This window comes from Streptomyces rubradiris, assembly GCF_016860525.1.
GTDB lineage: Bacteria > Actinomycetota > Actinomycetes > Streptomycetales > Streptomycetaceae > Streptomyces > Streptomyces rubradiris.
Map to the genome: position 1 here is coordinate 248,204 of NZ_BNEA01000015.1, position 26,977 is coordinate 275,180.

Below are 26,977 nucleotides of genomic sequence, written 5' to 3' on the forward strand. Positions count from 1 at the left end.
TTTAGGCGAGATGTCCGTCCGGTGCCTCGTCGGCGCCGACGGCCGGACGCGGTGGCGGGCGGGTACGGGCCGGGTATGTGTCCCCGGTAGGGGCGGGGGAACTTGGTCCGACCGGTGGCCCCGGTGGATCCGCCCGGTGGCCTCGGTGGAGAGGAGGTCGTGTGACAGCGTCGACGTCGGCCAAGGGCGGCCGGGAACCGGACCCCCGCGGGGACGGGTACGAGCCGGATCCGCAGCGGTGGCGCGCCCTGTGGGTCACTTTGGTGGCCGGGTTCATGAGCCTGCTCGACGTCACGATCGTGGCGGTGGCCCTGCCCACCATCCAGCACGACCTGCACGCCTCCCCGGCGCAGGTGCAGTGGGTGGTGTCCGGCTACGCCCTGACCTTCGCCCTGGCCCTGGTCACCGCCGGCCGGCTCGGTGACGCCCTGGACCGGCGCCGCATCTTCCTGCTGGCGCTCGGCGGCTTCGTGGTCTTCAGCGCGGCCTGCGGCGCGGCCCCCGACATCACGCTGCTGGTGGCGGCCCGTCTCGCCCAGGGGCTGGCGGCCGGCTTCATGGCTCCGCAGAACTCCGCGCTCATCCAGCAGATGTTCCGCGGCGCCGAGCGCGGCCGGGCCTTCGGCTTCTTCGGCGCCACCGTGGGCATATCCTCCGCCGCCGGGCCGGTCACCGGCGGCGCCATCCTCGCCCTGGCCTCCGGGGACCAGGGCTGGCGGTGGATCTTCTATGTCAACGTTCCCATCGGCGTCCTGGCCGTCCTGCTCGGCCGCCGTCTGCTGCCGCGCACCCGGCGCTCCGGACGAGGCCGGGTGGACGTGCCCGGCGTGCTGCTCCTCGGGCTCGGCGTACTCGCGCTGATGTGCCCGCTGGTGCTGGCGGAGTCCGGCGGCATCGAGCGGCTGTGGTGGCTGTTCCTCGCCGGTGCCGCGCTCCTCACCGTCTTCGCCTGGTGGCAGCGCCGTCTCGTCGCCCGGGACGAACAGCCGCTGCTGGACCCGCGCCTGTTCACCACCGTGCGCGGCTACGCCATCGGCGCCGGCATCGGCACGCTGTACTTCGTCGGGTTCAGCGGTGTGTGGCTGGTGTTCGCCCTCTTCTACCAGCGGGGGCTGGACTTCTCCCCGCTCCGGTCCGGTCTGGCCGTCACGCCCTTCGCGCTCGGCTCGGCGAGCGCGGCCGTGGTCTCCGGCCGGCTGGTGGAGCGGTACGGCCGCCTGCTCACCGTCTGCGGCCTCGCGGGGGTGATCGCCGGCCTGGGCGGCACCGCGCTGCTGCTGCGGCTCGCGCCCCTGGACCTCGCGCCCTGGGTCGCCGCGCCGGTGCTCTTCCTCGGCGGCGTCGGCGGCGGCTTCGTGGTCTCCCCCAACATCACCATGACCCTGCGGGACGTGCCCGTGCGCATGGCGGGCGCGGCGGGCGGCGCGCTGCAGACCGGGCAGCGGCTGGGAGCGGCGCTCGGCACCGCCGCGCTGCCCGGCCTGTTCTATCTGATGCTTGGCCGCGGCGGCGACTACCGCGGCGCTCTCGTCACCGCGCTGGGCGCCGCGCTGGCCGGCATGGCGGCCTCCCTGGCCCTCGCGGTGTTCGACTGGCGGCGCGACCGGCGGCGCAAGCCGCACCGGAAGTGCCCGGAGGAGGTCGCCAACGCGCCCGTGCACGCCCGGCAGACCTGACGGGCACCGTGGGGAGCCGGGGCCGGCGGCAGGGCCATCAGGGTGGTCCGGGCCCGTGTCGGGCGGCGGGCGCGCGCACGGTTGGCCATGCTGGCCGGGAGCGGCACCCCTCGCGGCGACAAGGAGCACGGCATGCCGACGGACCCGGTCGAACGATTCCTGGCGGCTCTGGACCCCGGCCACCGGGAGGCCGTCGGCGCGCGGCCGCGCGAGGAGCAGGAGCGGCTCGCGGCGGCCTGGACGCGGGAGCTGGAAGCGGACGACGAACTGGACACCCTGGACGAGCTGTCCCCGCCGGCGGCGGAGGCCGAGGCGGCCCGCCGGGTCCTGGAGCGCGGCGCCGGCTGACCCGCCCCCGACAGGGCCTCGACGGGTCTGTCGTCCGTGCCGCTGCCGGCGTTAGGGTCGGCCGATGGCACTCTCGAAACGAGAACGCGAACTGTTCCTGGCCGAGCCCCACATCGGCGCCCTGTCGGTCGTCGAACACCCGGACCGCGCCCCGCTGACGGTTCCCGTCTGGTACCAGTACACGCCGGGCGGCGACCTGTGGGTACGCACCGGGCCCGACTCCCGCAAGGGGCGGGCGATCCGCGCGGCGGGGCGCTTCAGCCTGATGGTGCAGCGCACCGAACCGACCGTGCGCTACGTCTCCGTGGAGGGCCCGGTCGTCGCGACGGACCCGGACAGTCCCGAGCTGTCCTGGGAGATGGCCGCGCGGTACCTCCCCGAGGACAAGGTCGCCGCCTTCGTGGAGTACGACCGGACCCGGCTCGGCAAGCACTTCATCGTCACCATGCGTCCCGAGCACTGGGTGGCCGCCGACCTCGGAGCCTTCTGAACCCACCGGCGGATGCGCGGGGGCCGGGCACGGTGTGCCGTGCCCGGCCCCCGCGCGGGTGGGTCACAGCGCGCGTTCCAGGCGGTCCGCCATCAGCTTGACGAAGCGGGCCGGTTCCTTGGGCTGGCCGCCCTCGGCGAGCACCGCCAGGCTGTACAGCAGCTCGGCGGTCTCGGCCAGCTCCGTGCGGTCCTCGCGCTCCTTGTACGCCTGGTTCAGGCCCTTCACCAGCTGGTGGTCCGGGTTCAGCTCCAGGATCCGCTTGGCGCGGGGCACCTCCTGGCCCATCGCGCGGTACATGTTCTCCAGCGCCGGCGTGAGATCGTGCGCGTCGGAGACGACACAGGCCGGGGAGACGGTGAGGCGGGCGGACAGCCGTACGTCCTTGATGTCCTCGTCCAGCTGCTCCTTCATCCAGCCGAGCAGCCCGGCGTACTCCTCGGTCTGCTTCTCCCGGTTCTCGTCGGCGCTGTCCTCGTCCTTGGCGTCGAGGTCGATCTGCCCCTTGGCGACGGAGCGCAGCTTCTTGCCCTCGTACTCGCCGACGGCGTCGGCCCACACCTCGTCGACCGGGTCGGTGAGCAGCAGCACCTCGATGCCCCGCTCCCGGAAGGCCTCCATGTGCGGGGAGTTCTCGATGCTCTGCCGGGACTCGCCGGTCAGGTAGTAGATGTCCTCCTGGCCGTCCTTCATCCGCTCCACGTACTGCTTCAGCGTGGTCGGCTCGCTGTCGTGGTGGGTGCTGGCGAAGGAGGCGACGGCGAGGATGGCGTCACGGTTCTCCGCGTCGGTGACCAGTCCCTCCTTCAGGACCGTGCCGAACTCCCGCCAGAAGGTGCCGTAGCGCTCCTGGTCCTTGGTCATCATCTCCTTGACCGTGGACAGGACCTTCTTGGTCAGCCGGCGCCGCATCATCTCGATGTGGCGGTCCTGCTGGAGGATCTCGCGGGACACGTTCAGCGACAGGTCGGCGGCGTCCACGACGCCCTTGACGAAGCGGAGGTACGGCGGCAGCAGCGCCTCGCAGTCGTCCATGATGAACACGCGCTTGACGTACAGCTGCACGCCCCGCTTGAAGTCGCGGGTGAACAGGTCGTGGGGCGCGTGCGCCGGGAGGAAGAGCAGGGCCTGGTACTCGAAGGTGCCCTCCGCCTGGAGCCGGATCGTCTCCAGCGGGTCGCGCCAGTCGTGGCCGATGTGCTTGTACAGCTCGTGGTACTCGTCGTCGGAGACCTCGTCGCGGGGCCGCGCCCACAGTGCCTTCATGGAGTTGAGCGTCTCGGGCTCGGGCGTCGAGTCGTCGTCACCGGACTTCTCGGGCACCATCCGGATCGGCCAGGTGATGAAGTCCGAGTACCGCTTGATGATCTCCCGGATCTTCCACGGTGAGGTGTAGTCGTGGAGCTGGTTCTCCGGGTCGGCGGGCTTGAGGTGCAGCGTGACCGAGGTGCCCTGCGGCGCGTCGTCGACCTTCTCCAGCGTGTACGTGCCCTCGCCGCGCGAGGACCACCGGGTGCCCTGGCTCTCGCCGGCCCGCCGGGTCAGCAGGGTGACCTCGTCAGCCACCATGAAGCCGGAGTAGAACCCGACGCCGAACTGGCCGATCAGCCCGTCCTCGCCGGCCTTGTCCTTGGCCTCGCGCAGCTCCTGGAGGAACTTCGCGGTGCCCGAGTTGGCGATCGTGCCGATGAGCTGCCCGACCTCGTCGTACGACATTCCGACGCCGTTGTCGCGCACGGTCAGGGTGCGGGCGTCCTTGTCGATGTCGATCTCGATGTGCAGATCGGACACGTCGGCGTCGAGCGAGTCGTCCCAGAGCTTCTCCAGGCGCAGCTTGTCCAGCGCGTCGGAGGCGTTGGAGACGAGTTCCCGCAGGAAGACATCCTTGTTCGAGTACACCGAGTGAATCATCAGCTGGAGCAGCTGACGGGCCTCTACCTGAAACTCAAACGTCTCGGTCGGCATGTTCGCGAATTCCTCACAGGTCCTGTTGCCCTGAACTGGTGGCAAACACTGTAAAACACCACGTCAGGGCGGTGACCCGAAGACGGTGGCGGTGGCCGGATCCGCACCCTTCCGGCCTGGGCGGAAGCGGCGGGGGCCGGGCGCGGTCCCGGGGGTACCGACGGGCCGGCGGGGATGATCGAAACCGGTGGCCATGACCGTCGGCTCCCCGGGTACCCGGCACTCCCGGCCCGGGCGCGCCGCACGGACGGCCCGCCCGGGACACCCCACCAGTGAGAACGGAGACCTGGAGATGAGCACGGTCAAGGAAGCGGTGGAAGTCGGCGTACCGGTGCACACCGCCTACAACCAGTGGACGCAGTTCGAGAGCTTCCCGAACTTCATGGAAGGCGTCGAGGAGGTCACCCAGCTGGACGACCGGCACAATCACTGGACCACGAAGATCGGCGGGGTACGGCGGGAGTTCGACACCGAGATCGTCGACCAGCTGCCGGACGAGCGGATCACGTGGCGCACGGTCAGCGGCGACACCAGCCAGAGGGGCAGCGTCCGCTTCGAGCGGGTGGACGACACCCACACCAGGGTGGAGCTGGTGCTGGAGGTCGAGCCCAGCGGGGCCGTGGAGAAGGCCGGGGATCTGATCGGCACCATCGACCGCCGTGTCAAGGGCGACATGAAGGCATTCAAGGAGTACATCGAGGGGCGCGGCACGGAGTCCGGCGCGTGGCGCGGCCGGATCAAGCCGGGCGACTCGGGCCGTCCGGCCCTGTGAGAGCCGGTACGCCGGCGCGGGGCCGCCGGTGAGAGCCGGCGGGCACCGCCAGGTACCGAGGGTCGCCCCACGGAGCAGCAGGTCACCGCGTGACCTGACCGTGCCGGGCCGCGGGCACAGCACCGCGGCCCGGCACCGCGTTTCCCGGCCTCCCGGCCTTCCGGCTTCCCGGGCGGCCACGAGACAGGCCGGGACCGCCGGCCCGCCACCATCCGGACGTCAGTTCGGGTTGTCGCCGTGGGTCAGGGTCTCCCAGGCGACGAAGAGGTTGTTGCTGCCCGCCGGGCGGTTCTGTCCGGTGAGGGTCCCGGTGTTGGTCATGGCGATGCCCCGGCGGTTGTGCAGGGCGTTGTAGCCGACCTCGGTGACCGGGCCGAGCCCGCGGTCGACGCTGCCGCCGCACAGCCAGCCCGGGACGGCGGCGCCCAGTTCGTACGTGGACTGGAAGCCCAGCGCCTGTCGCAGCCGCTCGCCGACATCGGTGCCGTACAGGTCCTGGCCCTGGATGCGGCTGGTCTCGGCCACGTGCGAGATGGCGGAGATCCCGTATCCGGTGTGGGTGAAGTCGCGGCAGGTCTCCTGGGTGAGTCCGGTGACGAAGGTCGACTGGCCCTGCCAGTACGAGACGATCTTGTCGCGGGTGTTCAGGTTCTGGCTCGGGACGGTCTTCGGCAGGTCGCCGTCGGAGGCGAGGTACACATAGGCGGCGGTGCGGGTGCGGAACCTCGCCATGGCCGCGTCGTACGCCGTCTTGTCCTCCAGGAAGACGGAGATTCCCACGGCCGCCTCCATCATCGACAACTCCCAGTTGCCGTTGGAGTTCGAGCCGTTGACGACCTCGGGCAGGTAGACGTCGCGCAACATGGTCGCGAACCGGCCCGAGTCGGCCCACGTACCGGTGTACGTGTACTTGATGATCTCGGCGGCCTTCGGCCAGGAGGAGCCCGCCCAGCCCGTCTGGAGCGGCGCGTTGCTGTTGGTGTGGTCCTTGAGCACGGCGGACCAGGCGTCCATCAGCTCGATGGCCTTCTTCGCGTAGCGCTCGTCACGGGTGACGTACCAGGCGAGCGCGTCGGTGTACGCCGCGATCGCGTCCTCGCGCTCGTCCGTGCAACCGTAGTTGGGGTTGGAGTACGAACCGCACTCGACGACGGCACGGGGCTTCGGGGTGCGGCTGAGGCTCGCGTACTTGCTCGCCATCATCTGGTCGTAGGCGCCCTTCCAGGGCTGGACGCCGGCCAGCACCTTGCCACGGGCGAAGTCGAGTTGGGCTCGGGAGACGGTGACGCCGGGGTGCGCGAAGGCGGCGGGTGCGGCCTGCGCCCGCTGACTGCCGGGCCAGGCGAGCAGCCCGGTGGCGAGCAGGGTCGCCGCCGCGGTGAGTGCGAGAGCGGAACGGGGGGACTTACGGCGACGTCGGGCGGGTATGTCTTTGTCCTGCATCTGTTCCGTCCTCGTATGTGAACGCCATACGGCTTCCTGAACGGCCGAGTTGACGAGACGATAGGTACGGACCAACGGCCCGTCAAGGGGCGCCACCAACCGCGCGCCACTGCTCGCGCCAGCGGGGCACCTTGACGCGGACCAGGCGGGCGGCGGCGCGTTGGGAGTCCGGGTAGGGCGCCGCGTCCCGGCGGCCAGGGCCTCGCGCAGCAGTGAGGGCCCCGGGTCGTGCTCGTGAGGTTCGGCGGCCGTCGGCCTCATGCGCCGAAGGCGGGGCGGTGAGTGGGCGGTCCGGCCGAGGTGGTGAGCGGTGTGTCGTCCGGTTACTGTCCGCGCAGCGCGTCGACCTCGCGGGCGAGGGTGAGGCAGGCGTCGATGACATCGCGTGCGGCGCCGGGGGTGACGCCGTAGGAGAGGTGTGGGGCCCGGTCACGCAGACCGCGCAGGCGTGTCAGGACGTCCGCGCTGCCGGCGGGCAGCCCGCACGCGACCAGCGCCCTGCCCAGGGACGCCACGTCCGTCGGCGGCCGGCCCGGACCGTGGGCCGGCACCACCTCCCGGCACAGCCGCTCCAGCACGTCCCACGCCGTGACGACGGCCGCCGCCGGCGCGGAGTCGGCCACGCCCCTGGCGACGCGGAACCCGTCCCGCCACACCGACCCGGGCCTCTGCTGGGGCGCGCCAGGCCCGGAGGGAACCACGACCGGCCCGAACGAACCGGGCTGCCCCGGCTGGGGGTAGCCGTACGCGGGTCCGCCCGGAACAGGCTGCCCTGGCTGGGGATGGCCCTGCCCGGACCCGCCCGGAGCGTGCCCCGGCGGCGGGTAACCGGACCCGGATCCGGCTGGAGCGGGCAGGAGGTAGTCCGTGTTCTGGCCGTTGCCCGAGGGCGGCCCGGCGGGTGCCGGCACACCGTGGGCCTGCTGGGGCCCCCGCCACGCCGGTACCTGTCCTGCGCTGTCACCGACGCTCTCCGCCTGGTTCAGCACGTCGCGCGCCTCGACCGCGAACTCGATGGCCCCGGCCGGTGTCTCCACCCGTGTCATGCGCGCGAACGCTTCTCTCAGGTGTGCGCGCAGGACGTACACGAGGGTGAGCGTGATCAGCGGCCACACGAGGGCCTGCACGTATTCGAGAACGAGCTCGGCGATCTCCACACACCCCATGGTGGCCGACGAGCGGCCCCGGTATGGGCGGAACACCGCAGACCGTCGAAGACCGGCATCGTCCTCACCGCCCCATGGGACAGGGTGTCGCTGCTGTTCATCGAAGTCGGCAATGCCACGACCACGGGACCGAGTTCCGCGTACCGCCGTCAGTTCGCCGGCGCCCGGCGGGATTGTCCACGGGGGGCGTGCCCGGTGCCGGTGTGCGGCATGCCTCCAGCGGTCTGAGGTGTCACGGGTGATGTCGGCGCCGACTTCCACCACCGGCTCGGGTGCGACCGGCGTGGCGTCCGGTGTCTGATGGCTGCCCCAGCCGGCGGAGAACGTCCAGCCCGTCCACGGATGCCCTCGCGAGGGCCGGTCGAGCGTTCTGGCGCGACCGCCGTACCGGCCCGGCAGTGGCATCCGTCGGTCGAGGGCTGGGCACTGGGCCTGTTCACAGCCCGGTGGCCAGCCAGACGGACACGGCCGCGGTGGCGGCGAGCCCGGCGTTGAGCGTGATCCTGCGGTCTTCGCCGGTCAGGTGGACGGTGATCGCGCCGGCCTGCAGGAGTACGAAGCCGATGGCCGCGGCCGTCGCCAGCGAGGGAGCGATGCCGGTCAGCGGCGGCAGGATCAGGCCGGCCGCGCCGAGTATTTCGACCGTCCCCAGCGCCCGGAGGGCGGGCAAGGGCACCCGGTCGACCCAGGCCATCATCGGGCGGAGCTGCTCGCGGCTCCGGCTCACCTTCAGCGTGCCTGCGTAGACGTAGAAGACGGCGAGCAGTCCCGCGACGATCCAATAGGCGATGTTCATGATTCCCGTTCATGGGCCACCGGCTGGCCGGGGACCCGTCGATTGCGTCGATTACCGGAAGAGCCATCGGTGAGGGCCCGACCCGCCACCCGAGGAACCCGGACGTGGCCGTGCCCCGCTGTGCCGTCGGCTTCAGGCGAGGTCTGCCGCGGGCTCGGTGGCGTAGCGGCTCATCACGTCGACAGTGGCCCGCGGCGTCAGCGGCCGGCCACCGGCGAGCACCTCCTGAAGGTCTCGGAAGTACTGCACGTACAGGTCGGGGGTGAAGGTGCTGAGCATGACGGCGGGTCGGCCGGACAGGTTGGCGAAGGTGTGCGGGGTGCCGGGCGGAACCAGCACGAGCGTGCCCGTGGTGGCGTCGTAGTCCTCATCCCCGACGGTGAACCGCACGGTGCCGGAGAGGATGTAGAAGCCCTCGTCGTGTTGGGAGTGGCGGTGCTGAGGCGGTCCCTGGGTGTGCGGGGCGAGGACGGACTCGGCGATCGCGAGGCGGTGCCCGGTGTGGCTGCCGTCCTCCAGGACGCGCATGTGCGTGGTGCCCAGAACGATCGTCTCGCCGTCGCCGGGGCCCACCACCGATACGGCGGGGCCGGCCTGCGGCTCGCTGGTCCTTGTTTCTTCGCTCATGCCCACGAGTGCACCGCCGACGCCCTGCCGGTGTCCAAAACCCGTTCCGCATCGCCGATACCTCGTGGGTATCGTGGCAGCGTGGAGCTACGTACCCTGCGCTACTTCGTGGCGGTCGCCGAGGAACTCCACTTCGGCCGGGCCGCCGCCCGGCTGCACATGAGTCAGCCGCCGCTGAGCCGGGCGATCAAGCGGTTGGAAGCCGATGTCGGGGCCCTGCTCTTCGCCCGCTCGCCCGTCGGCGTCACGCTCACCCCGGTGGGCACCGTGCTGCTCGACGAGGCGCGGGCCCTGCTCGACCATGCCGACCACGTCCGTGTACGGGTGAGCGCGGCGGCCGGCGCCGCGACCATCACCGTCGGCATCCTGGGCGACGGCGCCGACCCGGGAGTGGCCAGGATGGCCGCCGCCTACCGCCGACTCCACCCCGGCATCGACATCCGCATCCGCGACACCGATCTGACCGACCCGACCTGCGGGCTGCGCGCCGGACTGGTCGACGTCGCCTTGACCCGGGCGCCGTTCGACGAGACCGCCCTGACGCTGCGCGCGCTGCGGACCGATCCGGTCGGGGTGGTCCTGCGCGCCGACGATCCGCTGGCCCGCCGCGACCAGCTGCGGCTGGCCGAACTGAACGACCGCCGCTGGTTCCAGTTCCCGCAGGGCACCGACCCCAGCTGGCAGGCGTACTGGAACGGCGGCAGGCCGCGCCAGGGGCCAGTGGTGCGCGCCGTCCAGGAATGCCTGCACGCCGTGCTGTGGAACGGCACGGTCGGCCTGGCCCCGCTCGGACACGACCTGCCCGCGGACCTGGCCGTGGTGCCGCTGATCGACATGGTGCCGAGCCGAGTGGTGGCGGTGTGGAACGAAGGTGACACCAACCCGTTGATCCGATCCTTCATCGAGATCGCGACAGCCGCGTACCGTCGCTGAGCACCGGCAACAGGTGCCGCCGCGTCTCGGGCTCTGGTTCACCGGGATCGTCGAGCCGGGACGCCGAGGACCGGCCCGACGGCACAAAAGCCGTGCCGGAGCCGCGACTTCCCGGGCCGAGCCACCCACGGTGGCCGAGGAGCGGTCTACCGGCGCTGATCTCCACGTTGTATCGGTTGGCCGGCGACGTGAGGGGAGTCCGCCCGGCGCCGGGTGGCGTGGCGGGAGCCGAGCAGGTACAGGGACTGGGCGCCGGGACTTCCTGGTTCGGCGTGGTAGACGACGAGTTGCCGGCCGGGTGCCTCGCGTACGTCGAACGCCTGGTAAGTGCGGGTGAGTTGGCCGATGTCCGGGTGGAGGAAGTGCTTGGCGTCCCGCGTCTTGCCGCGCACGGCGTGGGTCTGCCACAGGCGTGCGAAGTCCGGGCTGTGCTCGGTGAGGGTGCTGACCGGTTCGCGCAGTCGTGGGTTGTCCGGGGCGAAGCCGGTTGCCTCGCGGAGGTTGGCGACGACGGCATGGGCTGCCCGCTCCCAGTCCGTGTAGAAGGCCGGGCCCGCGGGGTCGAGGAAGGTCATGCGGGCGAGGTTGTCCGCCGGGGTGAACGCCGAGTAGAGGGCCTGGGCCAGTGCGTTGACCGCGAGGAGGTCGAGGGTTCGGTTCATGACGAACGCCGGGGTACTGGGGTAGCCGTCCATCAGCTGTCGCAAGGCGGGACTGACCCGCCCGGCGGAGTGGGGGGAAAGCCGTTCGCCGGGCGTGGCCCCGGCCAGCCGGTACCGTCCTGGCGTCTTCGTCGAGGTGCAGCGCGTGGCTGAGGGCGTCGATCACCTGGGGTGAGGGGCTGCGTTCGCAGCCTTGTTCGAGGCGGGTGTAGTAGTCGGCGTTCACTCCGGCCAGGACGGCGACTTCCTCTCGGCGCAGTCCGGCGACTCTGCGGGGCCCGTGGCTCGGCATGCCGACGTCGTGCGGGCTTCATGACCGCACGACGACTTGAGGGCAAGGTGGCCGGGGATCGAGGACACCGAGGAGGACGCGTGGGACCACGTCATCGACGTGAACCAGAAAGGCACCTGGCTCGGAGCAAGACGGCCGCGGTCGAGTACGCCCGGCAGGGCGTACGGGTCGACTCGATACATCCCGGGGTGATCGCGACACCGATGATCCAGGCCCCCCTGGACGAGCAGGGCGACCGGCAACCGGACATCCAGCGCACTCCTCTGCGCCGAGCCGGCCGTACCGGAGAGGTCGCCCCCGCGATCCTCTTCCTCGCATGCGACGACTCCTCCTTCGTCACCGGCTCCGAACTCGTCGTCGACGGCGGCCTCACCGCTTACTGAGAAACCTGCCCGCAGGGCGTCCACGACGCCCCCGCGGCGACCGCTCCAGCCACTCGCACCGCCAACTACGCCGCACCTTGCGCGCGTTCCGGACCCAGGCAGCGGGCCCGCGCCGCCAACACCGGGCCAGGCCCGGCCCGTTCGGCCCCTCGGTGCGGCGTCGCCGCCTCCACCGTGCAGTAAAGTAGGGTAAAGAAACCTGTTACCAGTCTTTACCGATCATGCTGGGCGCCACGACGTCCGATCGCAGCCCGCCCAGCGCCGCACCCAGCCCTCCCCGCCGGTGCGCGACGCCCACCCGGGCGCGGCGTCCCCCTCGCCCTCGGTGCCCGCACCCGCGGGTAGGGGGTCAGCCGGTGAACGACAACCGGTCAAGTGCGGGCGCGGTCACGTTGGGTGAGCGATAGATGTACCTACCAAGCGTCTGTCGCCGAGATCCACGGCCACGCTCGGAGACCAGTGTGAGTCAGGTCACTTCCCGATGCTCGCAGTGGTGACTATCAGTGGACGAAGCATGTCCGCTCGACGTCCGGAAGGTTGATTTCGCGCAACACTGGACGCGCCGGAAGGTGGCCTGAAACAGACCCCCGCGACTTCGGCGGCAGGGGCGGGTGTTGACGCAATGGCGGAACGGATCATTTCCTTTACCTGCCTCTCCGTGACCGGGAGAGACACCTCCCCAAAGGGGGATAAGCAGAGGGGATCGCGCCCTGTGTGCACTTCCACTTTCTCCACGTGACGCAGGGATCGAGCAGTTCCTCCCTGCGGGTAAGCCTGTAGTCCAGCGGTATCGACCTGGCAGATCGTGGCCGTCGGCCATCGATTTTCACGCTCGTACCGTGCTTCTCTCGCTGACATCCTCACCTTCCACGGTCCAGCGGTCCGTGGGCCATGCCGAAAACCGGTCCAGGCAAGCCGGGACAAGGCAGCCGACCCTCCGAGAGCGAGGGGCCGGACATCTGCCGGCCGGCGAGGGAGCACTTTCGTCGACAGGGGAACCAATGAGTATTTCCACCGTAGGAAACGAGACCCGGCTGGCATCCCTGCGGGAGTCGTTCGCCCGAGGAAAGACTGTGCGCATCATAGAAGTGCACAGTCCACTGGCTGCCGTCATCGCGGAACACGCCCAAGGGAAAGGTCCGAACAAAAGGGCGTTCCACGGATTCTGGTCGAGTTCGCTGACCGACTCCGCACTGCGTGGCCTGCCGGACATCGAACTGCTCGACATGGAACTGCGGCTGTCCTGGATCGACCAGATATTCTCCGTCAGCACCCTGCCCCTGGTCATGGACGGGGACACCGGAGGACAGGTCCTCCACTTCGAATACATGGTCAAGGCCATGGAGCGTCGTGGTGTCTCGGCAGTGGTGATCGAGGACAAGAGCGGAGAGAAACGAAATTCCCTGCTGCCCGGTGACGGACTGCACACCATGGCGCCGGTCGACGATTTCTGCGAGAAGATCTCCCGTGGAAAGGCCGCACAGTCCTCCTCCGACTTCATGGTCATCGCACGTCTGGAGGGGCTCATCACCGGCCTGTCGCGACAGGAGATCCTGGACCGCGCCGGCGCCTACGTGGCCGCCGGTGCGGACGGTCTGGTGCTGCACAGCCGCAGCGCGGACGAGCGACCCGTGCTCGACCTGGCCCGCGAACTGCGCGAGCGTCACCCGCACACCCTCCTGGTGGCGATCCCCACCGCCTACCCTTCCGTCACCGAGGAGGATCTGCACGCGGCGGGCTTCAACCTGATCATCTACGCCAACCAGATGCTCCGCGCGGCGACCAGAGCGATGGAAGAGGTCAGCCACCGCATCCTCGACCACGGCCGGGCCCTGGAAGCCGGGGAACTCTGCATCGAGACCTCGAAGCTCCTGTCGATGCCCGACGACAAAAGGCCCATCGTGCGGGCACCCCGCAGCTGATCATCCGGAGCCGACCACATGCCCTCGCAACGCAGGGAACACATGGTCATGGGTGCCTACGTCTCCTACGGCACCGGCCACCACGCCGCCTCCTGGCGGCATCCCGCAAGTGACACCACGGCCACGCGCAACCTCGGCCACTACGTAGAGGTGACCCGGCTCGCCGAACAGCACCTGTTCGACACGCTGTTCCTGTCCGACGCCCCGGCGGTCTTCAACGACGACCGGGCCGGCTTCGGCGGACGGGTGACCTTCTTCGAACCCCTCACGCTGATGAGCGCACTGGCCATGGTCAGCCAGGACATAGGCCTGGTGGCAACGTCCTCGACGACCTACAAGGAGCCCTACAACCTGGCTCGCGAGTACGCCAGTCTCGACATCATCTCGGAAGGGCGCGCCGCCTGGAACCTGGTGACCACATCGAAGCAGGCAGCCGCCCGGAACCTGGGGCTGCCCTCCCACCCCGCGCACGCGGAGCGGTACCGACGGGCGAACGAGTTCATCGACATCGTGCAGGGGCTCTGGGACACCTGGGAGGACGACGCGTTCCCCGCCGACAAGGCGAAGGGCCGGTTCTACGACCCCGCCAAGCGCCACGAACTGCGTCATCGCGGGAGTGTCTTCTCCCTGGACGCGGAACTCAACGTCTCGCGACCGCCGCAGGGTCATCCGGTGATCGTGCAGGCCGGTTCCTCCGAGGCCGGCCGTGAACTGGCCGCAAGAACGGCCGAGATGGTGTTCACGGCCCAGCCGGACCTGGAATCCGCCCTCGTGTTCGCGAAGGACCTCGACCGGCGTGCGTCCCGCTATGCCAGGCTCAACCCGGACGTCATCATCCTTCCCGGCCTCACCGTGTACGCGGGAACGACTGAGAAGGAGGCCCGGGAAAAGGTCGAAGAACTCCAGTCGCTCATCCGGCCGGAATTCGGCTTGAGCATGCTGTCGGACCTCGTCGGCGGATTCGATCTGTCCTCGTGTGACATCGAGGGACCGCTGCCGCGCCTGCCGCCCAGCAACGCGAACACGAGCCGTCGCGCGCTCATCGAGCGACTCGCCTACGACGAGGGGCTGAACGTCCGCCAGCTGTACGAGAGGATGACCACCTCACGCGGGCACATGACTCTCATCGGCAGCTATGACGCGGTCACCGATGAAATCGTCCGGTGGTTCGAAAGCGGCGCCGCCGACGGGTTCAACATCATGCCGCCGTTGCTTCCGGAAAGCCTCGGCGACTTCTCCGAGAACATCCTGCCCCGGCTCCGGCACAGGGGAGTCTTCAAGCGGCGGTACCGACCCGGGACGCTTCGCGAGAAGTTGGGACTGCGTCGTCCCGAGAACCGGTACGTCACCCAGAACGTCACCACATCGGAAGGGGAACACCATCATGCGCGATGACCTGATTCTCGAGGACACCACCCTGCGCGACGGCGAGCAGACTCCCGGGGTGGCACTCTCGGCGAAGAAGAAGGTGCAGATCTTCAACGCCCTCGTGGACGCCGGCGTGCGCTGGATCGAGCCGGGCATTCCCACCATGGGGGGCGAGGAGGTCAAGGCCCTCAAGGAGATGCTGGAGCGCCGCGACGAGGTCACCCTCATCGGCTGGAACCGCGGTGTGCGAAGTGACGTGCAGAAGAGCATCGACCTGGGCTTCCGGGCCGTGCACATCGGTCTGCCCACCTCCGACAACCACCTGAAGAACTCTGTGCGCAAGGACCGCGCGTGGCTGCTGGCCACCGCGCAGGACATGGTGAAGATGGCCAAGGACCAGGGCTGCTTCGTCAGCATCAGCGCGGAGGACATAGGGCGGACCGAGCCCGAGTTCCTCAAGGAGTACGCCGTCGCCGTCGCCGAGGCGGGCGCGGACCGGCTGCGTCTGTCCGACACCATCGGCATCCTGTCGCCCAGCCAGTACGCCGAACGGGTCCGCGCCATCACCGGTGTCTGTGACATCGACCTGCAGGCCCACTGCCACAACGACTTCGGGCTGGCCGTGGCCAACACGCTGGCCGCCATCGAGGCCGGCGTGCGCTACTTCCACGTGACGGTCAACGGCATCGGCGAGCGGGCCGGCATGGCCGACCTCGCCCAGGTGGTGATGAGCCTGCGCCAGTGGTACGACGTCGACCTCGGCATCGACACCACGCAACTCACCGCGCTGTCCCGCCTGGTCTCCCACGCCTGCGGCTTCCCCTCCTCGCCGTGGCAGCCGATCGTGGGACCCAACGTCTTCGCTCACGAATCGGGCATCCACACCACCGGCATGCTCCGGGACACCTCGACGTTCGAACCCTTTCCCCCGGAGCGGGTCGGCGGTGAGCGCAAGCTGCTCGTGGGCAAGCACTCCGGACGCGGCGTGATCGCCCACGCCCTGGGCGAGGAGGGCGCCGAACTGGACTCGGACACCCTGGACGAGCTGCTGCAGGAGGTGCGCACCGAGGCCATCGCCACCGGCGGGACGGTTCCTCCGCACCGTCTTCGCGAGATGGCCGGCAAAGCCCGCGCCGCACAGCACTGAGGACCGGGTGTGACGAAGAAGCTCGAACGCGGCGCCCCGCTGGCCGAACAGATCATCGCCGGCCACTTGGCCGGCGGTGAGGGCCCGGTCACGCCGGGCCGGCTGGTCACCGTCCGTCCCGACCGGGTCTATGTACAGGACGGCAACGCGCCCACCATCGCCAGGCTGTACGAACAGCACGGTTTCACGACGGTCTTCGACCCGGAGCGGGTGAGCTTCGTCTTCGACCACTCCGTTCTTGTGGCCGACGTCGACATGGCCGACCGGATGAAGGACGCGGACAGGTTCGCGGCACGTCTCGGAGTGGACGTACGGGCACGGGGCCAGGGGATCAGCCACGTGCTCGCCGCGGAGGTCGGCTGGTTCTCCCCCGGCGCCCTGGTCCTGGGCTCCGACTCGCACACGTGTGTGGGCGGTGCCTTCGGGGCGCTGGGGCTCGGGATGGGCGCCTCGGACATCGTGGCCGCGATGGTGACGGGGACCACCTGGCTGAGGGTCCCCGACACCGTCGAGGTGAGGTTCACCGGTACGCCGGCACGGGCCACACGGCCGCGTGACGTCCTGCTCTCCCTGTTGCGGGACAAGGGCCAGGAGCCCTTCCTGTACCGGTCGGTGGAGTTCACCGGAGCGTGGGCGCGTTCGCTCTCCGACGACGCGTCCGCCAGCCTGGCCAGCCTGGGCGTCGAACTCGGTGCGAAGTGCGTCTTCGTCCCCGACGAGCAGGGGGCGGTCCCCACGGGGACGGCGCCGGGACTTCCCCGGGTCGACTTCGACATCGGCGGCCTGCAGCCGACGGTGGCGCTCCCCCACCTCCCGGCCCGGACCGTGCCGCTGGACGAGGCGGCGGGCACACCGATCTCGTACGTCTTCCTGGGCAGCTGCACCAACAGCCGGCTGGAGGACATCGCCGAGGCGGCGGCGGTCGTGCGGGGGCGGCGGGTGGGACCGGGAATCCAGTTCGTCGTGACCCCGGGCTCCAACGCGGTCTACCGTGAGGCGATGCGCGCCGGCTACATCGACACCCTGCTGACCGCGGGAGCCGTGGTCACCCCCGCCGGCTGCGGCACCTGCGTGGGAACCCAGGGCCCGCTGCCCGCCCGGGGCGAGAACGTGCTGTCGACCATGAACCGCAACTTCCGCGGCCGGATGGGCAATCCCGAGGCCAACATCTACCTGTCCTCGCCCGTCGTGGCCGCCGCCACCGCGCTGTCCGGTGCCATTCCCCGGGTGGAGGACCTGCCGTGACGCACACATCGACGTACCGGGTACGCCGGGTCACGGGTACGGTCTCGACCGACGACATCATCCCCGCCCGGTACAAGCACATGCACACCGACCCGAAGCTCCTCGCGCCGCACCTGTTCGAAGCGTATCTCCCGGGGTTCGTCGACACCGTCGAGCCGGGGGACGCGATCGTCAGCGACTCGGTCTTCGGTATCGGCAGCTCCCGGGAACAGGCGGTCTCCACCCTCCTGGCCAACGGGATCGGCCTGGTGATCGCCCCCCGCTTCGGGCGGATCCTCTTCCGCAACTGCTGGAACCTGGCGCTGCCGGCCATCGAAACCGACACCGATCGCCTCACCGAGGGGATGACCATATCCCTCGACCTGGGGCGCGGGGAGATCCGGTGCGAGGGGACGGTCCTGGCCACCTTCCCCGAACCGCCGCCCTTCCTCCTGGAGATGATCAGCCACGGCGGTCTCCTGCCCCGTGTCAAAACCCGAGTCACTGGAGCGTAAGCCACTTGTCCACTTCCGAAGCCAAGTTCGACGGACTGGCCAACAACTACGATCAGGCGCGGCCGCGCTACCCCGCCGAGCTGTTCCGGCACGTCGTCGAGTACCTGCCGAAGACCGGCCGGCCGACGGTCGTCGACGCCGGAGCCGGGACCGGCATCGCCCTGGAGGGACTGCTGCCGCACCTGCCCGATGACGCGGCGGTGCACGCGGTGGACGTGTCGACGGACATGATCCGGGTCGGGCGGGAGAAGTTCCCGCATGTCGTGTGGCACGAGAGCACCGCCGAGGGCTACCTCGCCTCGTGCCCGTCCTCCTCCGTCGACCTCGTGGTGGCCGCCCAGTCCTACCAGTGGATGGACCGGGCCGCCTATGCGCGCGAGGCCGCGCGGTGCCTGGGTCCCGCCGGGCTGTGCCTGGTCATCCAGAACAACCGCGACCACGCGGCCGGCGGTTTCGCCGCCGCGTACGAGGACCTGCTGGAGGAGCTCTCGCCCGGCTACAGCCGCTCGTACCGCAGCTTCGACATCGCGGAGGAACTGGGCGTGGTGTTCGCGGAGGTGGTGCGCCGGGCGTCCGACTGGGTGCAGACGCTGACCGTCGACGAATTCGTCACCATGAGTTCGTCCTCCACCCAGGCCCAACGGGCCGTCGCAGCCGTCGGGCCGGTCTTCTACGCCCGCTTGCGCGAGCTGTGCGCGCGGTACGAGGAGGGCGGACGGGTGCGGCTCCCCTACGTCAGCGAGGCGTTCTACGCCGTCCGTCCGCGGTGATCCCCGTCCGGATCCGGCAGGCGCGTGCCGCGGACGCGACATCCGTGGCGGACCTTGTCCACGAGGTCTACCGGCCTTTCGCGGTGGGGTTCCGCCCCACCGCGCTCACCTGGTCCGGCGAGGCAGTCCGGGCTTGTGCCTCCTCCTGGCTGCTGGCACACAGGGAGGACGAGCTGGTGGGCGTGGTGCACCAGACGCCGGATCCGGCGGGACACACCCTGGACGCCCTGGCCGTCTCCGTCCCGTGGCGCCGGCGCGGCGTCGGAACGCAGTTGGTCGCCGCCGTCGAGGACCGGGCTCTGGCTCTGGGGCGACGCCGTATGGTGATCGCCCTGCGCGACAGTCTCGGCGCCAACATCGAGTTCTTCACCTCCTTGGGCTATCGGCCGACGCAGCCTTTTCCCCCAGCCCATCACCTATACGTGAAAGAGATCGGTGCACGAGAGTGACTGTTGTCTGTCTGGGATATCGAGCGGGTTTCGTCGAGGCGGCTCGGCGACGCGGTCTGGACCTCCACTTCGTCGTCGACAAGCTGAAGCCGGGGCTGAGCGGTCTGTCCTACACGAGGGTCGCCGACCTCGCCGACGGCGAGGAGGTCCTGCGTGCCGTGACGGAGCATCCGGGCACCGACGTCAGCGCGGTCGTCACCGGCCACGAACACCCGATGTTCGCGGCGACCGTGCTGCGTTCGGTGTTCGGACTGCCCGGTGACACCGATCTGGCACGGTGCCTGAAGTTCCGCGACAAGCGGATCCAGAAACGCGCGGTGTCCCCGCGCATCCCCACGGCCGAGTGCGTGTACCTCAGGCCCACCGACCCCGATTACGCGGCACTGGCGGAGCGCCTCGGTGCGACCTTCGTGGTCAAGCCGGCGGACGGTTTCGGCTCCCAGGCCACCGAACCCGTCCGCAGCCAGGAAGAACTCGACGACTATCTGCGCCGTCATCCGTTCGTGTCCCATGTCCGGGCGGTGGCCGAATCGTTCGTGGAGGGCCACGAGATACACGTCGACGGTGTGTGGCGGGACGGCCGCCTGGTGTGGGCCGCGGCGTCGAGCTACCTCGCGCCGCTGATGGGCTGGACCCAGGGGGGCGCGGTCGCCGACGCGCCGCTCGGGCCCGCCGAGAGCGAACTGAGCGACCGGGCGAGCCGGTTCGCGTCCGATGTGCTGCGCGAGCTGGACGCCCCCGACACCGTCTTCCACCTTGAGGCGTTCGTGCGGCCCGACGGGGAACTGGTGCTGGGCGAGGTGGGAGCGCGGCCGGCCGGCGCGCTGACACCGGAGGTGCTGCGCATGACGCATGGGATCGACCTGTACGGCGCCACCCTCGACGTGGCGCTCGGCCGGGCGCCCGAGGTGCCGGAACAGGGGAGCGAGCCCACCGACCTGTTCGGCTGGATCTATCTCGTCCGCAACCCGGACCGGGATCTGTCGGAGCAGTCCTTCCGTGATCGTTTCGACCTGTTCGAGGTGGACTACCCCGCGCCGGAGAACGACCGGGTGGGCATCTACGGCCGCTGCGGACACGCCATCGTCAAAGCCGCCACACACAAGGAACTGGTACAGGAACTGCGTGCGATAGCCGACTTCAACCGGAGCGCCTGACGTGTCGGAATCCAGGACCCGCGTCCTCGTGCTCGGACGCGACAAGGAATGGGCCCGCCGGGCCATGAGCATGTTCTCGGACACCCACGAGTTCGTCCGTCTCCCCTCCGGGGCGGAACGGCACGACCGGCTGCCGGGCCCCGGCCTGCTGCGCGCCGCCGACGAACTGATGTCCCGCCGGCCGTTCGCCGCGGTGGTGGCGACGAGTGAGAGCACCATGCTCGCCGCCGGGTTCCTGCGCAGTCAGTACGGCCTGCCGGGGCTCGACTACCAGCAGAGCCTGCTGGTCACGAACAAGTGGCGGATGCGCGGCCGGCTCGGCTCCGTGGTGCCCTCCCCCCGCGCCTGGCTGTCCGGTCGGTTCCTGACGGACGAGCCGGAGCTCACGGCCGGCGCCACCGACGTGGTCGTGAAGCCGATCGCCTCCTCGGCGTCACGGGACGTGCGTCGGATGCCGGTCGACCGGGCTCGCACCTGGCTCGCGGACCAGGACGGTCTGTGGCTGGTGGAGGAGGCCGTCGCGGTCGAGCGTGAGTTCCACTGCGACGGTGTCTTCCACGACGGCCGGGTCTCCTGGCTGGTGATCTCCGAGTACGACCGGCCGGCCCTGCAGACCACCGGGACCTGGGGCACGTCGTTCCTGCGCCGTGACGATCCGCTGCGGCCCCGGCTGACCGATCTGACCCGCCGCGTGATCGAGGCGCTCGACGCCGGCGACGGCGTCTTCCACGTGGAGTTCCTGTACGACGGTGCGCAGCTGTCCTTCGGGGAGGTCGGTGCCCGTCCGGCCGGCGCCGGCTGGGGAGAACTGCTGCGTGTCACGACCGGAGCGGACATCTGGGCCGCCTTCGTGGCCGCGCAACTCGGCCTCGACCACCTCGGTTTCGCGCCCGGCCATCCGGCGGCCGAGATCAGCGGGATGCTCTGGGCCCGCCCCAACGCGGACGGCAGCCTGCCGCTGCCGGCGGCCCAGGCAGGCCGGCTGCCCGGTGTCGTCCTGATCGGCGAGGGGAACATGACCCGCGGGGCCGACCCGACGAACTCCTGCGATTTCGAGTACCGCGCCTACTACGAGGGACTGACCGCGGAGGGGGCCGCCCGGCTGCGGACCGCCATCACGGCCCCGAGCGGCGCCGGACCGGTGCCGGCGGGGATCGGCACGGCCCCATGACGGATGTGGCGACTTCCCGGCCGGCCCGCGGCGCCCGGTGGCTGCTCACCTTCTTCTGCACCAGCAGTGTCGCCGAGACCCTCCAAGCGGTCACCATCATGTGGGCCTCCTATCGCCTGAGCCACAACGCGGCGGTGACCGGGGCGATGAACGCCGCGGCTTACCTGCCGGGTGTCGTTCTGGGGTTGATCGTCCGCAAGAGGGCCGACTCGGGAGACGCGGCCCACCGGCTGTCGCGGACCAACTGGGTGCTGTTCGCCGGCTCCTCGCTGCTCGCCCTGGTATGGCTGGCCGGCTCGCCTCCCGGGCCGGCCCTGGGGGCGTTCGCGGTCGTGCAGTGCAGTCTGAGTTTCGTCAAGACGATGAACAAGGCGCACGCGGGCCGGGTCATCCGTCAGGGCTACCCGGCGTCGGAGGCCGTACGGCTGCGTCAGCGCTCCACCTCGCTGGCCCAGGTCGGCGGGGCGATCGGCGGCGGGGCAGCCGGTGTGCTGCTCGGTGTCGGGGCGGTCGGCTGGTGCTTCGTCAGCGCGGCCCTCCTCTACCTGGCCGGACTGCTGGCGGTGCGACGCGCCGCCCCCTCGCGGCCGCACGAGGAGGACTCGCGGCCGTACGCGGAGCAGACGACGGCCGCCGCGGCCGCACCGGTGGCCCAGGACACCGGGCGAGCGGGGGCACCGGCCGGAAAGCAGCCGGTGAGGAGTTCACCGGCCGGCTCCCGGGTACTGCTCATGATCCTGCTGTACTCGTTCCCCAGCAGCGGCGCGCTCCCGTTCATCTCCACCGTCGCCGTCCCCCTGGCCCAGACGGTGTCGCCCGGATCCGGCGACTTCTACGCGGTGCTCAGCGTGGCCGGCATGAGCGGTGGCTTCCTCGCGGGAACGGCGTTGGCCGGCGGACGACTGACGTCGCACGTCGTCCTGCGGGCCGCCTTCCTCGTCGGCGCGGTGTTGACCGCCGGCATCGCCGTCACCCGCTGGCCGGCCGCCGTCGTGCTGTTGTTCCTCGTGCTCAGCGCCGTTCTCACCACCCATGTGATGGTGATGCAGGTGCTGACCAACCAGGCGCCGCCCGAGGATCAGGTGGGACGGTTCACCGTGGTGCGCAACGCCGTCGCGGGAGCGGCCAAGTGCGTCGCCGCACTGGTGGCCGGCTGGCTCGTGGAGGGCCTCGGACTCACCGCCGCCTGGCTCGCGCTCGCCGTCGTCCTGGGCGCGGCCGGGCTCAGCTGGTGGGGCGTGGGACGGAACAGGGAGATGGAGGAACTGGTCGGTGCCACCTGAGACGACGTTCATCGACTACGTACGGCGCAGGCGCTGGGACCTGGTACGACCGGACGCGCCGGCCGCGGCCGCCGACGAAGTCCTGACCCTGCTGGGACTCGACGACGCCTCGCTGACACGGTGGGCCGCGAGCGGGACCGTCCTGGTGTCGCTGCCGCACGCGAGCCCCAACGTGTTCGACCCGCGCACGCGGGTCTGCTGGTACGCGGGCACCCTCCAGCGACGGCAGGCGGACCCGCCCCACCACCTCCGCGTCGTCCTCCCCCACATCAACTTCTCCGACCTGGGCTGGCGCCCCTACGCCTGGTGGTACCTGGACGAGGACGGGAAGGTGCGCTGTCATCGTCAGTTCTCCCGGAACAAGAAGCGCAAGCACGTGACCGTCGCCAGTCAGCCGCCGATGGACGTCACGCTCGACGGAGCGACCCCGACAGACCTCCACGCGTCCCGGGTCGCCCGATGGGGAGCGGACCTGGCCGTCTCGTACATGCTGGTCGGCTCGGTGGTCGAACGGGCGGCCGGCATGGTGCCCGGACCGGTGGCGACCTACCTGCCGCTCTCCCTGCTCGTCTCCTTCGTACAGGAACACGCGGCGGATTCCGCCGCCGTGACCGGCGAGTCCGGTGTGTCGCTGCTCGCCTGGTGCCGCCTGCTCACCGGCCAGGCGCAGGGGCGGCGGGTGGGGCCCGACGGCGTGCTCGTGGAGTGCCCGGCACGTGAGGCGACCGTGTTCGACAACTACAGCAACCTCGCGATGCTCTCCTTGCTGGGCGACTGCCATGTGCTGGGCGGCGCCAAGATGGCCGGCTACTGGCCGCACGTCCAGCGCCGCGTCGACGCGCTGCGGCAGGTCGCCGTCGAGGACATGCGCGACCCGCGGGTCGTGGTGGTCCCGGATGCCGACCTGTTGCGGTTCGCCGGGCCGTCACCGGCGGTCGCGGAGCAACTGGAGCGCCAGGGTGTTCCGTACAGCCAGGGGTTGGCGGTCGTGGAGCACGGTGGCTTCGCGGAGCGGGTCGACCCGTTCGAGCCGGTCGGATCGGAGGCCGGGTGATGGACGCGGCGGAGCGGACGGCGAAGGGCCCGGCGCGCCGTCGACGGGCGGGCGCCGCAGCGGTCCCCGCGACCATGCCGGTGGTTACCTCGGGAGGAGAACATGGTGCGTGAAGTCGGTGGCGGCGCCCGGGTCCTGCTGCTCGGCGCGAAGCCGGACGAATCCGTGGCGGCGCTGGGCGAGCTGGGAGCAGGGATCACCTGTGTGGCGACGCCCAGACATGCGGTCTCGCTGCGCCGGCGCGGTCTGGTCGACCGCATCGTGGTGGTGGCGGACCCGATGGACGCCGAGCAGGTCCTGCTGGGTCTCGCGCGTGACGGGATCAGCCTGGACGAGTTCGACGTGGTCACCAGCGCCCTGGAGCACGGCCTGGTGGCGGCCGCGGTGATCGGCGCGTCCTGCGCGGCGCGTTCGCTGCCCTTGTCCACGGCGGTGCTGCTGCGCGACAAGCAGGCCCAGAAGACGGCGCTGCGCCGTGCGGGCGTACCGCTGGCGCGGTCCGCGGTCTTCGTGCATCCGGAAGAACTGGCGGAAGCCGTGGCCTCGGTGGGCGGGCTGCCCGTCGTGGTCAAGCCGCCGTCCGGGGCGGGGGCCGCGGATACCGCGGCGCTGCGCTCCGCCGACGACGTCGCCGCCTGGAAGAAGGGACACGGCGCGGGTCCTTGGCTGTGCGAGGAGTTCGTGCCCGGCGACGAACTGCACATCGACGGTGCGGTCAGGGGCGGGCAGGTCGTCGAGATCTGCGTGTCCCGGTACTTCCGGAACCAGATCACCGCCCTGCACGGAGCGCTCAACGGCTCGGTCGCGCTGCACGCCGCTCAGGAGGAATCTCGGTACGCGCGGGCGCGGCGGTTGGTCCGGAAAGCGGCCGACGTCCTCGGTTTCGCCGACGGGGTGTACCACCTGGAGGCCTTCGAGCAGACTGACGGCACACTCGTCTTCGGCGAGTGTGCCGGCCGTATCGCGGGCGGACGCATCGACCGGTCCGTTCTGCTGACCACCGGGGTCGACCTGCATCGGGAGTGGGCGGCGGCGGTGCTGGCCCTTCCCGCCCCCGGGCGAGCCGGTGCGGCGCCCGGCGAGGACCTGTTCGGATGGGTCACGCTGAGCGCTCCGCCGGGACGGGTGCTGTCGATGCCATCGGTCGACGACATCCGGGCCAGGCCGGGTGTGGTCGACGCGGAATTGAAGCTCGCGGTGGGTTCGCTGATGACGACACCGCGGACCACCACCACTCGCGCGGGCCGTGCCGTGGTGCGCGGAGCCGGCGCCACGGAGGTGGAGGCGACCGCGGCGGACGTCGCCGCCTGGTTCAGGGAGGCCGCCCGTTCCGCCGGCGACACCTGAGGCCCCGGCCGGCCCGGGCACCAGTCGCGAAGGTCCGTCGACGCGGAAGGGAGACCCGGTGAAGGGCTGCCGGCCCGACACCTACGACAGGATGATCACCGGCTTGGTACCGCAACGGTGCTCGCCGTGACTGATGGCCCGGTCAGGGGCTGTGTCCGCGGCGTTTGTAGCGGCTGGTGCGGGCCTGGCGTCGTCGGCGGCGCCAGGCCGACCAGTGCGGGATGTGCTCGACGGGTGTGGGCCGGCGGTCGGAGAGACGGGTGATCAGCCGCCGCAGAACGTGCGCCATCGGGTCGGTGCAGGCCCCGGTCCCGGCCTCCGTGCCTCGGGCAGGGGCCGGGATGGGGCCTCGGCGCGGGGCGGGCGGCGGCCTCGAAGGCGGTCGGCCGTCGCGCAGGACGGCGAACGACACCTGGTCGGACCGATCGCCGAGGATCGTTTCCGTCCTGCTGTCGGAAGGTCGTCGTCACGGGGTGACCGACAGCCCACAGGACCGGGGGCGAAATCCGCGCTGGTGGGCTGGGGATGGGTGGAGGCGGACGGTGAAGGCCCGCCAGGACGGCCGCGCGCCAGCCCGCCCCCCTCAGCAGGTGATGGTGCCCCTGCGCAAGGCGTGCCCGCCGTCGTTGGAGTCGTCCGCCCAGTAGACGGGCTTGGCACCCGCTACGCATTCGTCCGCGCCGGCCAGGGTGAAGCCCTCGTTGTTGTAGTCGGGCATGCCCGACGGGCGGTTGAAGAGGCCGGTGGTGGTGAAGACGCCGGTCGCGTCGATCTTCAGGGTGCGGTGCCGACCGTCACAGGTGTCGTCGCAGACCGCCCACAGGCGCGAGGCCTGGGCCTCCCACTGCAGTTCCATCACCCCGGACATGCCGCTGCTGAAGGACGCGACACGGGTGTAGGAGCCGGAGTCGGCCAGCACATAACCGTAGATCATGCCCGTGCCCTCGACACCCACGAAGAACACTCCGCCGCTGTGGCCGCTGTAACGGGCCGGGTCGTAGGCCGCGCCGGTCGAGGCGTCCTTGAACCCGGCGCCGGTCAGTGCGGTGTCCGGGATCCAGGTGATCCCTTCGAAACCGAGGTTGGAGCCGGTCGAGGGCAGGTCGGAGGTGAGGTTCCACTCCTTGGCCGCGGTCAGCGACGAGCCTGACCCGCTGACGTCGTACTTCAGCACCGACAGGCGGCTGGTGCCCGACGCGTCCCCGTCGCGCTCGCCGGCCACGAACGCTCCCGCGGTCGAACCGGCACCGGTCAGGGTGACGCCCTCGCTGTCCGGGGTGCCGGAGCCACCGGGAAAGCGCAGAGTCCTGCCGGAGGACCAGCCGCCGGCGGTGTCCGGCTTCCAGCCGCCGGAGCCGTCACGCACCAGACGCCACAGCCTGCCGCCGTTCTGCGCCGCCCACAGCACGCCGCCCTCCTGGTAGAGGCCGCTGAGGTCCTGGCCGAAGACGTTGGAACCGTCCGCGGTGGCCACGCTGCTGCTTCCCGGCCAAGCGGTCGGCGTCGTGGAGCCGCCTCCTTCACCGCCCGTACCGCAGTCGTCGGGACCGCCCAGGGTCACCGTGGCCGCCCGCTCGAACGCGCCGGTGCCGTCGGGGCAGCGTGACCAGGACGGATCGGAGTGCTCGCTCCAGGAGAAGCTGTCCACCTGGGTCGTGCCGTCCGCGAGGTAGAGGCGGGCCATGTCGTCCGACCCGAGGCCGAACTTGCCGCTCACGTCGAACGCCTTGTACGCGCCCGGCCCCAGGAGGGTCCCGGAAGCGATCTTGTAGGTGTGGTCCTTGTCGTTGTCCTTCAGGATCCAGCCCGACACGTCGACCGTGGCGGTTCCCTTGTTGTACAGCTCGATCGAGTCGTTGACGTCGCCGGTGGTCACCACCTCGTTGATACGGACACCGTCCGCGACGGCCGCGTGCGCCGCCGGTGGGCCGGTCAGGGCGCCTGCGGCCAGGAGGGGTACGGCGAGGAGAAGGCGAGTGAGGACACGAGGGCGCCGGAAAGCGGCCGATGCAGTCAC

24 protein-coding genes and 2 pseudogenes are annotated in these 26,977 nt (G+C 70.6%); 18 read left to right on the forward strand and 8 right to left on the reverse strand.

Going from position 1 to position 26,977, the window contains the following annotated elements; genetic code table 11:
* Nucleotides 1-161: 161 nt before the first annotated feature.
* From Srubr_RS14525 to Srubr_RS14535, 3 genes are all read left to right on the forward strand, one after another.
* Nucleotides 162-1,676 carry an MFS transporter gene (locus Srubr_RS14525; protein ID WP_189997116.1) on the forward strand — a complete coding sequence of 505 codons (1,515 nt, stop codon included), beginning with the start codon at nucleotides 162-164 and terminating at the stop codon, nucleotides 1,674-1,676.
* A 132-nt stretch (nucleotides 1,677-1,808) separates the two neighbouring features.
* Nucleotides 1,809-2,024, forward strand: coding sequence for a hypothetical protein (locus Srubr_RS14530; protein ID WP_189997117.1), 216 nt, complete (start codon nucleotides 1,809-1,811; stop codon nucleotides 2,022-2,024).
* A 64-nt stretch (nucleotides 2,025-2,088) separates the two neighbouring features.
* Complete coding sequence (locus tag Srubr_RS14535) at nucleotides 2,089-2,514, forward strand: pyridoxamine 5'-phosphate oxidase family protein (RefSeq protein WP_189997118.1); 426 nt, start codon at nucleotides 2,089-2,091, stop codon at nucleotides 2,512-2,514.
* Nucleotides 2,515-2,577: 63 nt separating this feature from the next.
* Here Srubr_RS14535 and htpG read toward each other — a convergent pair whose 3' ends face one another.
* Nucleotides 2,578-4,479 (reverse strand): molecular chaperone HtpG, encoded by a 1,902-nt coding sequence (gene htpG / locus Srubr_RS14540; protein ID WP_189997119.1) that lies wholly within the window; start codon nucleotides 4,477-4,479, stop codon nucleotides 2,578-2,580.
* A 292-nt stretch (nucleotides 4,480-4,771) separates the two neighbouring features.
* Here htpG and Srubr_RS14545 point away from each other — a divergent pair, with 292 nt between their 5' ends.
* Nucleotides 4,772-5,251, forward strand: a complete 480-nt coding sequence (locus tag Srubr_RS14545; protein ID WP_189997120.1) for an SRPBCC family protein — start codon at nucleotides 4,772-4,774, stop codon at nucleotides 5,249-5,251.
* A gap of 219 nt (nucleotides 5,252-5,470) precedes the next feature.
* Here the strand turns inward: Srubr_RS14545 and Srubr_RS14550 are convergent, their stop codons facing one another.
* From Srubr_RS14550 to Srubr_RS14565, 4 genes are all read right to left on the reverse strand, one after another.
* Nucleotides 5,471-6,694 (reverse strand): alginate lyase family protein, encoded by a 1,224-nt coding sequence (locus tag Srubr_RS14550; protein WP_189997121.1) that lies wholly within the window; start codon nucleotides 6,692-6,694, stop codon nucleotides 5,471-5,473.
* Between the two features lie 323 nt (nucleotides 6,695-7,017).
* Complete coding sequence (locus Srubr_RS14555; protein WP_189997167.1) at nucleotides 7,018-7,851, reverse strand: hypothetical protein; 834 nt, start codon at nucleotides 7,849-7,851, stop codon at nucleotides 7,018-7,020.
* Nucleotides 7,852-8,296: 445 nt separating this feature from the next.
* Nucleotides 8,297-8,656 carry a DoxX family protein gene (locus Srubr_RS14560; RefSeq protein WP_189997122.1) on the reverse strand — a complete coding sequence of 120 codons (360 nt, stop codon included), beginning with the start codon at nucleotides 8,654-8,656 and terminating at the stop codon, nucleotides 8,297-8,299.
* 132 nt (nucleotides 8,657-8,788) lie between these two features.
* The gene (locus Srubr_RS14565; protein WP_189997123.1) at nucleotides 8,789-9,283 is read right to left on the reverse strand and encodes a cupin domain-containing protein; all 495 of its coding nucleotides are present in this window, start codon (nucleotides 9,281-9,283) and stop codon (nucleotides 8,789-8,791) included.
* Nucleotides 9,284-9,364: 81 nt separating this feature from the next.
* On the opposite strand from Srubr_RS14565, the gene Srubr_RS14570 reads away from it, so the two are divergent.
* A complete protein-coding gene (locus tag Srubr_RS14570) occupies nucleotides 9,365-10,216 on the forward strand; it encodes a LysR family transcriptional regulator (protein WP_229926790.1) in 852 nt (283 codons plus the stop codon).
* Nucleotides 10,217-10,362: 146 nt separating this feature from the next.
* Here the strand turns inward: Srubr_RS14570 and Srubr_RS14575 are convergent.
* Nucleotides 10,363-11,185 (reverse strand): annotated as a pseudogene (locus tag Srubr_RS14575) (helix-turn-helix domain-containing protein); the annotation flags it as partial.
* Nucleotides 11,186-11,218: 33 nt separating this feature from the next.
* Here Srubr_RS14575 and Srubr_RS14580 point away from each other — a divergent pair.
* The 13 genes and pseudogenes from Srubr_RS14580 to Srubr_RS14640 all read left to right on the forward strand — a co-directional run.
* Nucleotides 11,219-11,553 (forward strand): annotated as a pseudogene (locus Srubr_RS14580) (SDR family NAD(P)-dependent oxidoreductase); the annotation flags it as partial.
* 1,073 nt (nucleotides 11,554-12,626) lie between these two features.
* On the forward strand, nucleotides 12,627-13,475 hold the full coding sequence (locus Srubr_RS14585; protein WP_189997124.1) for an isocitrate lyase/phosphoenolpyruvate mutase family protein: 849 nt from the start codon (nucleotides 12,627-12,629) through the stop codon (nucleotides 13,473-13,475).
* 48 nt (nucleotides 13,476-13,523) lie between these two features.
* On the forward strand, nucleotides 13,524-14,870 hold the full coding sequence (locus tag Srubr_RS14590; RefSeq protein WP_229926797.1) for an LLM class flavin-dependent oxidoreductase: 1,347 nt from the start codon (nucleotides 13,524-13,526) through the stop codon (nucleotides 14,868-14,870).
* Entirely contained in the window at nucleotides 14,860-15,990 is a 1,131-nt protein-coding gene (locus Srubr_RS14595; protein WP_189997125.1) for a homocitrate synthase/isopropylmalate synthase family protein, read from the forward strand. Before Srubr_RS14590 ends, Srubr_RS14595 begins: the two co-directional genes overlap by 11 nt.
* A 9-nt stretch (nucleotides 15,991-15,999) precedes the next feature.
* Nucleotides 16,000-17,235: a 3-isopropylmalate dehydratase large subunit gene (locus Srubr_RS14600; protein WP_189997126.1), complete on the forward strand. Its 1,236-nt coding sequence runs from the start codon at nucleotides 16,000-16,002 to the stop codon at nucleotides 17,233-17,235.
* Complete coding sequence (locus Srubr_RS14605; protein WP_189997127.1) at nucleotides 17,232-17,729, forward strand: LeuD/DmdB family oxidoreductase small subunit; 498 nt, start codon at nucleotides 17,232-17,234, stop codon at nucleotides 17,727-17,729. The genes Srubr_RS14600 and Srubr_RS14605 overlap by 4 nt, the downstream gene beginning before the upstream one ends.
* Before the next feature lie 5 nt (nucleotides 17,730-17,734).
* Nucleotides 17,735-18,499 carry a class I SAM-dependent methyltransferase gene (locus Srubr_RS14610; RefSeq protein WP_189997128.1) on the forward strand — a complete coding sequence of 255 codons (765 nt, stop codon included), beginning with the start codon at nucleotides 17,735-17,737 and terminating at the stop codon, nucleotides 18,497-18,499.
* A 44-nt stretch (nucleotides 18,500-18,543) separates the two neighbouring features.
* Nucleotides 18,544-18,948, forward strand: a complete 405-nt coding sequence (locus Srubr_RS14615; protein WP_203855026.1) for a GNAT family N-acetyltransferase — start codon at nucleotides 18,544-18,546, stop codon at nucleotides 18,946-18,948.
* Entirely contained in the window at nucleotides 18,945-20,105 is a 1,161-nt protein-coding gene (locus tag Srubr_RS14620; RefSeq protein WP_189997130.1) for an ATP-grasp domain-containing protein, read from the forward strand. Before Srubr_RS14615 ends, Srubr_RS14620 begins: the two co-directional genes overlap by 4 nt.
* Before the next feature lies 1 nt (nucleotide 20,106).
* Nucleotides 20,107-21,276, forward strand: coding sequence for an ATP-grasp domain-containing protein (locus tag Srubr_RS14625; protein WP_189997131.1), 1,170 nt, complete (start codon nucleotides 20,107-20,109; stop codon nucleotides 21,274-21,276).
* Nucleotides 21,273-22,559 (forward strand): MFS transporter, encoded by a 1,287-nt coding sequence (locus tag Srubr_RS14630; protein ID WP_189997132.1) that lies wholly within the window; start codon nucleotides 21,273-21,275, stop codon nucleotides 22,557-22,559. The genes Srubr_RS14625 and Srubr_RS14630 overlap by 4 nt, the downstream gene beginning before the upstream one ends.
* Nucleotides 22,549-23,613: a hypothetical protein gene (locus Srubr_RS14635; protein ID WP_189997133.1), complete on the forward strand. Its 1,065-nt coding sequence runs from the start codon at nucleotides 22,549-22,551 to the stop codon at nucleotides 23,611-23,613. The genes Srubr_RS14630 and Srubr_RS14635 overlap by 11 nt, the downstream gene beginning before the upstream one ends.
* A gap of 102 nt (nucleotides 23,614-23,715) precedes the next feature.
* Entirely contained in the window at nucleotides 23,716-24,960 is a 1,245-nt protein-coding gene (locus Srubr_RS14640; RefSeq protein ID WP_189997134.1) for an ATP-grasp domain-containing protein, read from the forward strand.
* A 142-nt stretch (nucleotides 24,961-25,102) separates the two neighbouring features.
* Here the strand turns inward: Srubr_RS14640 and Srubr_RS14645 are convergent, their stop codons facing one another.
* Nucleotides 25,103-25,249, reverse strand: coding sequence for a hypothetical protein (locus Srubr_RS14645; RefSeq protein WP_189997135.1), 147 nt, complete (start codon nucleotides 25,247-25,249; stop codon nucleotides 25,103-25,105).
* Between the two features lie 294 nt (nucleotides 25,250-25,543).
* Nucleotides 25,544-26,977, reverse strand: coding sequence for a lamin tail domain-containing protein (locus Srubr_RS14650; RefSeq protein ID WP_189997136.1), 1,434 nt, complete (start codon nucleotides 26,975-26,977; stop codon nucleotides 25,544-25,546).

What these genes read in the sequence shown, in the direction of transcription:
- Srubr_RS14595 (WP_189997125.1), top strand. Translation starts at nt 14,860, where the DNA reads ATGCGCGATGACCTGATTCTCGAGGACACCACCCTGCGCGACGGCGAG.
- Srubr_RS14640 (WP_189997134.1), top strand. Translation starts at nt 23,716, where the DNA reads ATGGTGCGTGAAGTCGGTGGCGGCGCCCGGGTCCTGCTGCTCGGCGCG.
- Srubr_RS14560 (WP_189997122.1), bottom strand. Translation starts at nt 8,656, where the DNA reads ATGAACATCGCCTATTGGATCGTCGCGGGACTGCTCGCCGTCTTCTAC.
- Srubr_RS14530 (WP_189997117.1), top strand. Translation starts at nt 1,809, where the DNA reads ATGCCGACGGACCCGGTCGAACGATTCCTGGCGGCTCTGGACCCCGGC.
- Srubr_RS14565 (WP_189997123.1), bottom strand. Translation starts at nt 9,283, where the DNA reads ATGAGCGAAGAAACAAGGACCAGCGAGCCGCAGGCCGGCCCCGCCGTA.
- Srubr_RS14630 (WP_189997132.1), top strand. Translation starts at nt 21,273, where the DNA reads ATGACGGATGTGGCGACTTCCCGGCCGGCCCGCGGCGCCCGGTGGCTG.
- Srubr_RS14545 (WP_189997120.1), top strand. Translation starts at nt 4,772, where the DNA reads ATGAGCACGGTCAAGGAAGCGGTGGAAGTCGGCGTACCGGTGCACACC.
- Srubr_RS14645 (WP_189997135.1), bottom strand. Translation starts at nt 25,249, where the DNA reads ATGGCGCACGTTCTGCGGCGGCTGATCACCCGTCTCTCCGACCGCCGG.
- Srubr_RS14535 (WP_189997118.1), top strand. Translation starts at nt 2,089, where the DNA reads ATGGCACTCTCGAAACGAGAACGCGAACTGTTCCTGGCCGAGCCCCAC.
- Srubr_RS14550 (WP_189997121.1), bottom strand. Translation starts at nt 6,694, where the DNA reads ATGCAGGACAAAGACATACCCGCCCGACGTCGCCGTAAGTCCCCCCGT.
- htpG (WP_189997119.1), bottom strand. Translation starts at nt 4,479, where the DNA reads ATGCCGACCGAGACGTTTGAGTTTCAGGTAGAGGCCCGTCAGCTGCTC.
- Srubr_RS14590 (WP_229926797.1), top strand. Translation starts at nt 13,524, where the DNA reads ATGGGTGCCTACGTCTCCTACGGCACCGGCCACCACGCCGCCTCCTGG.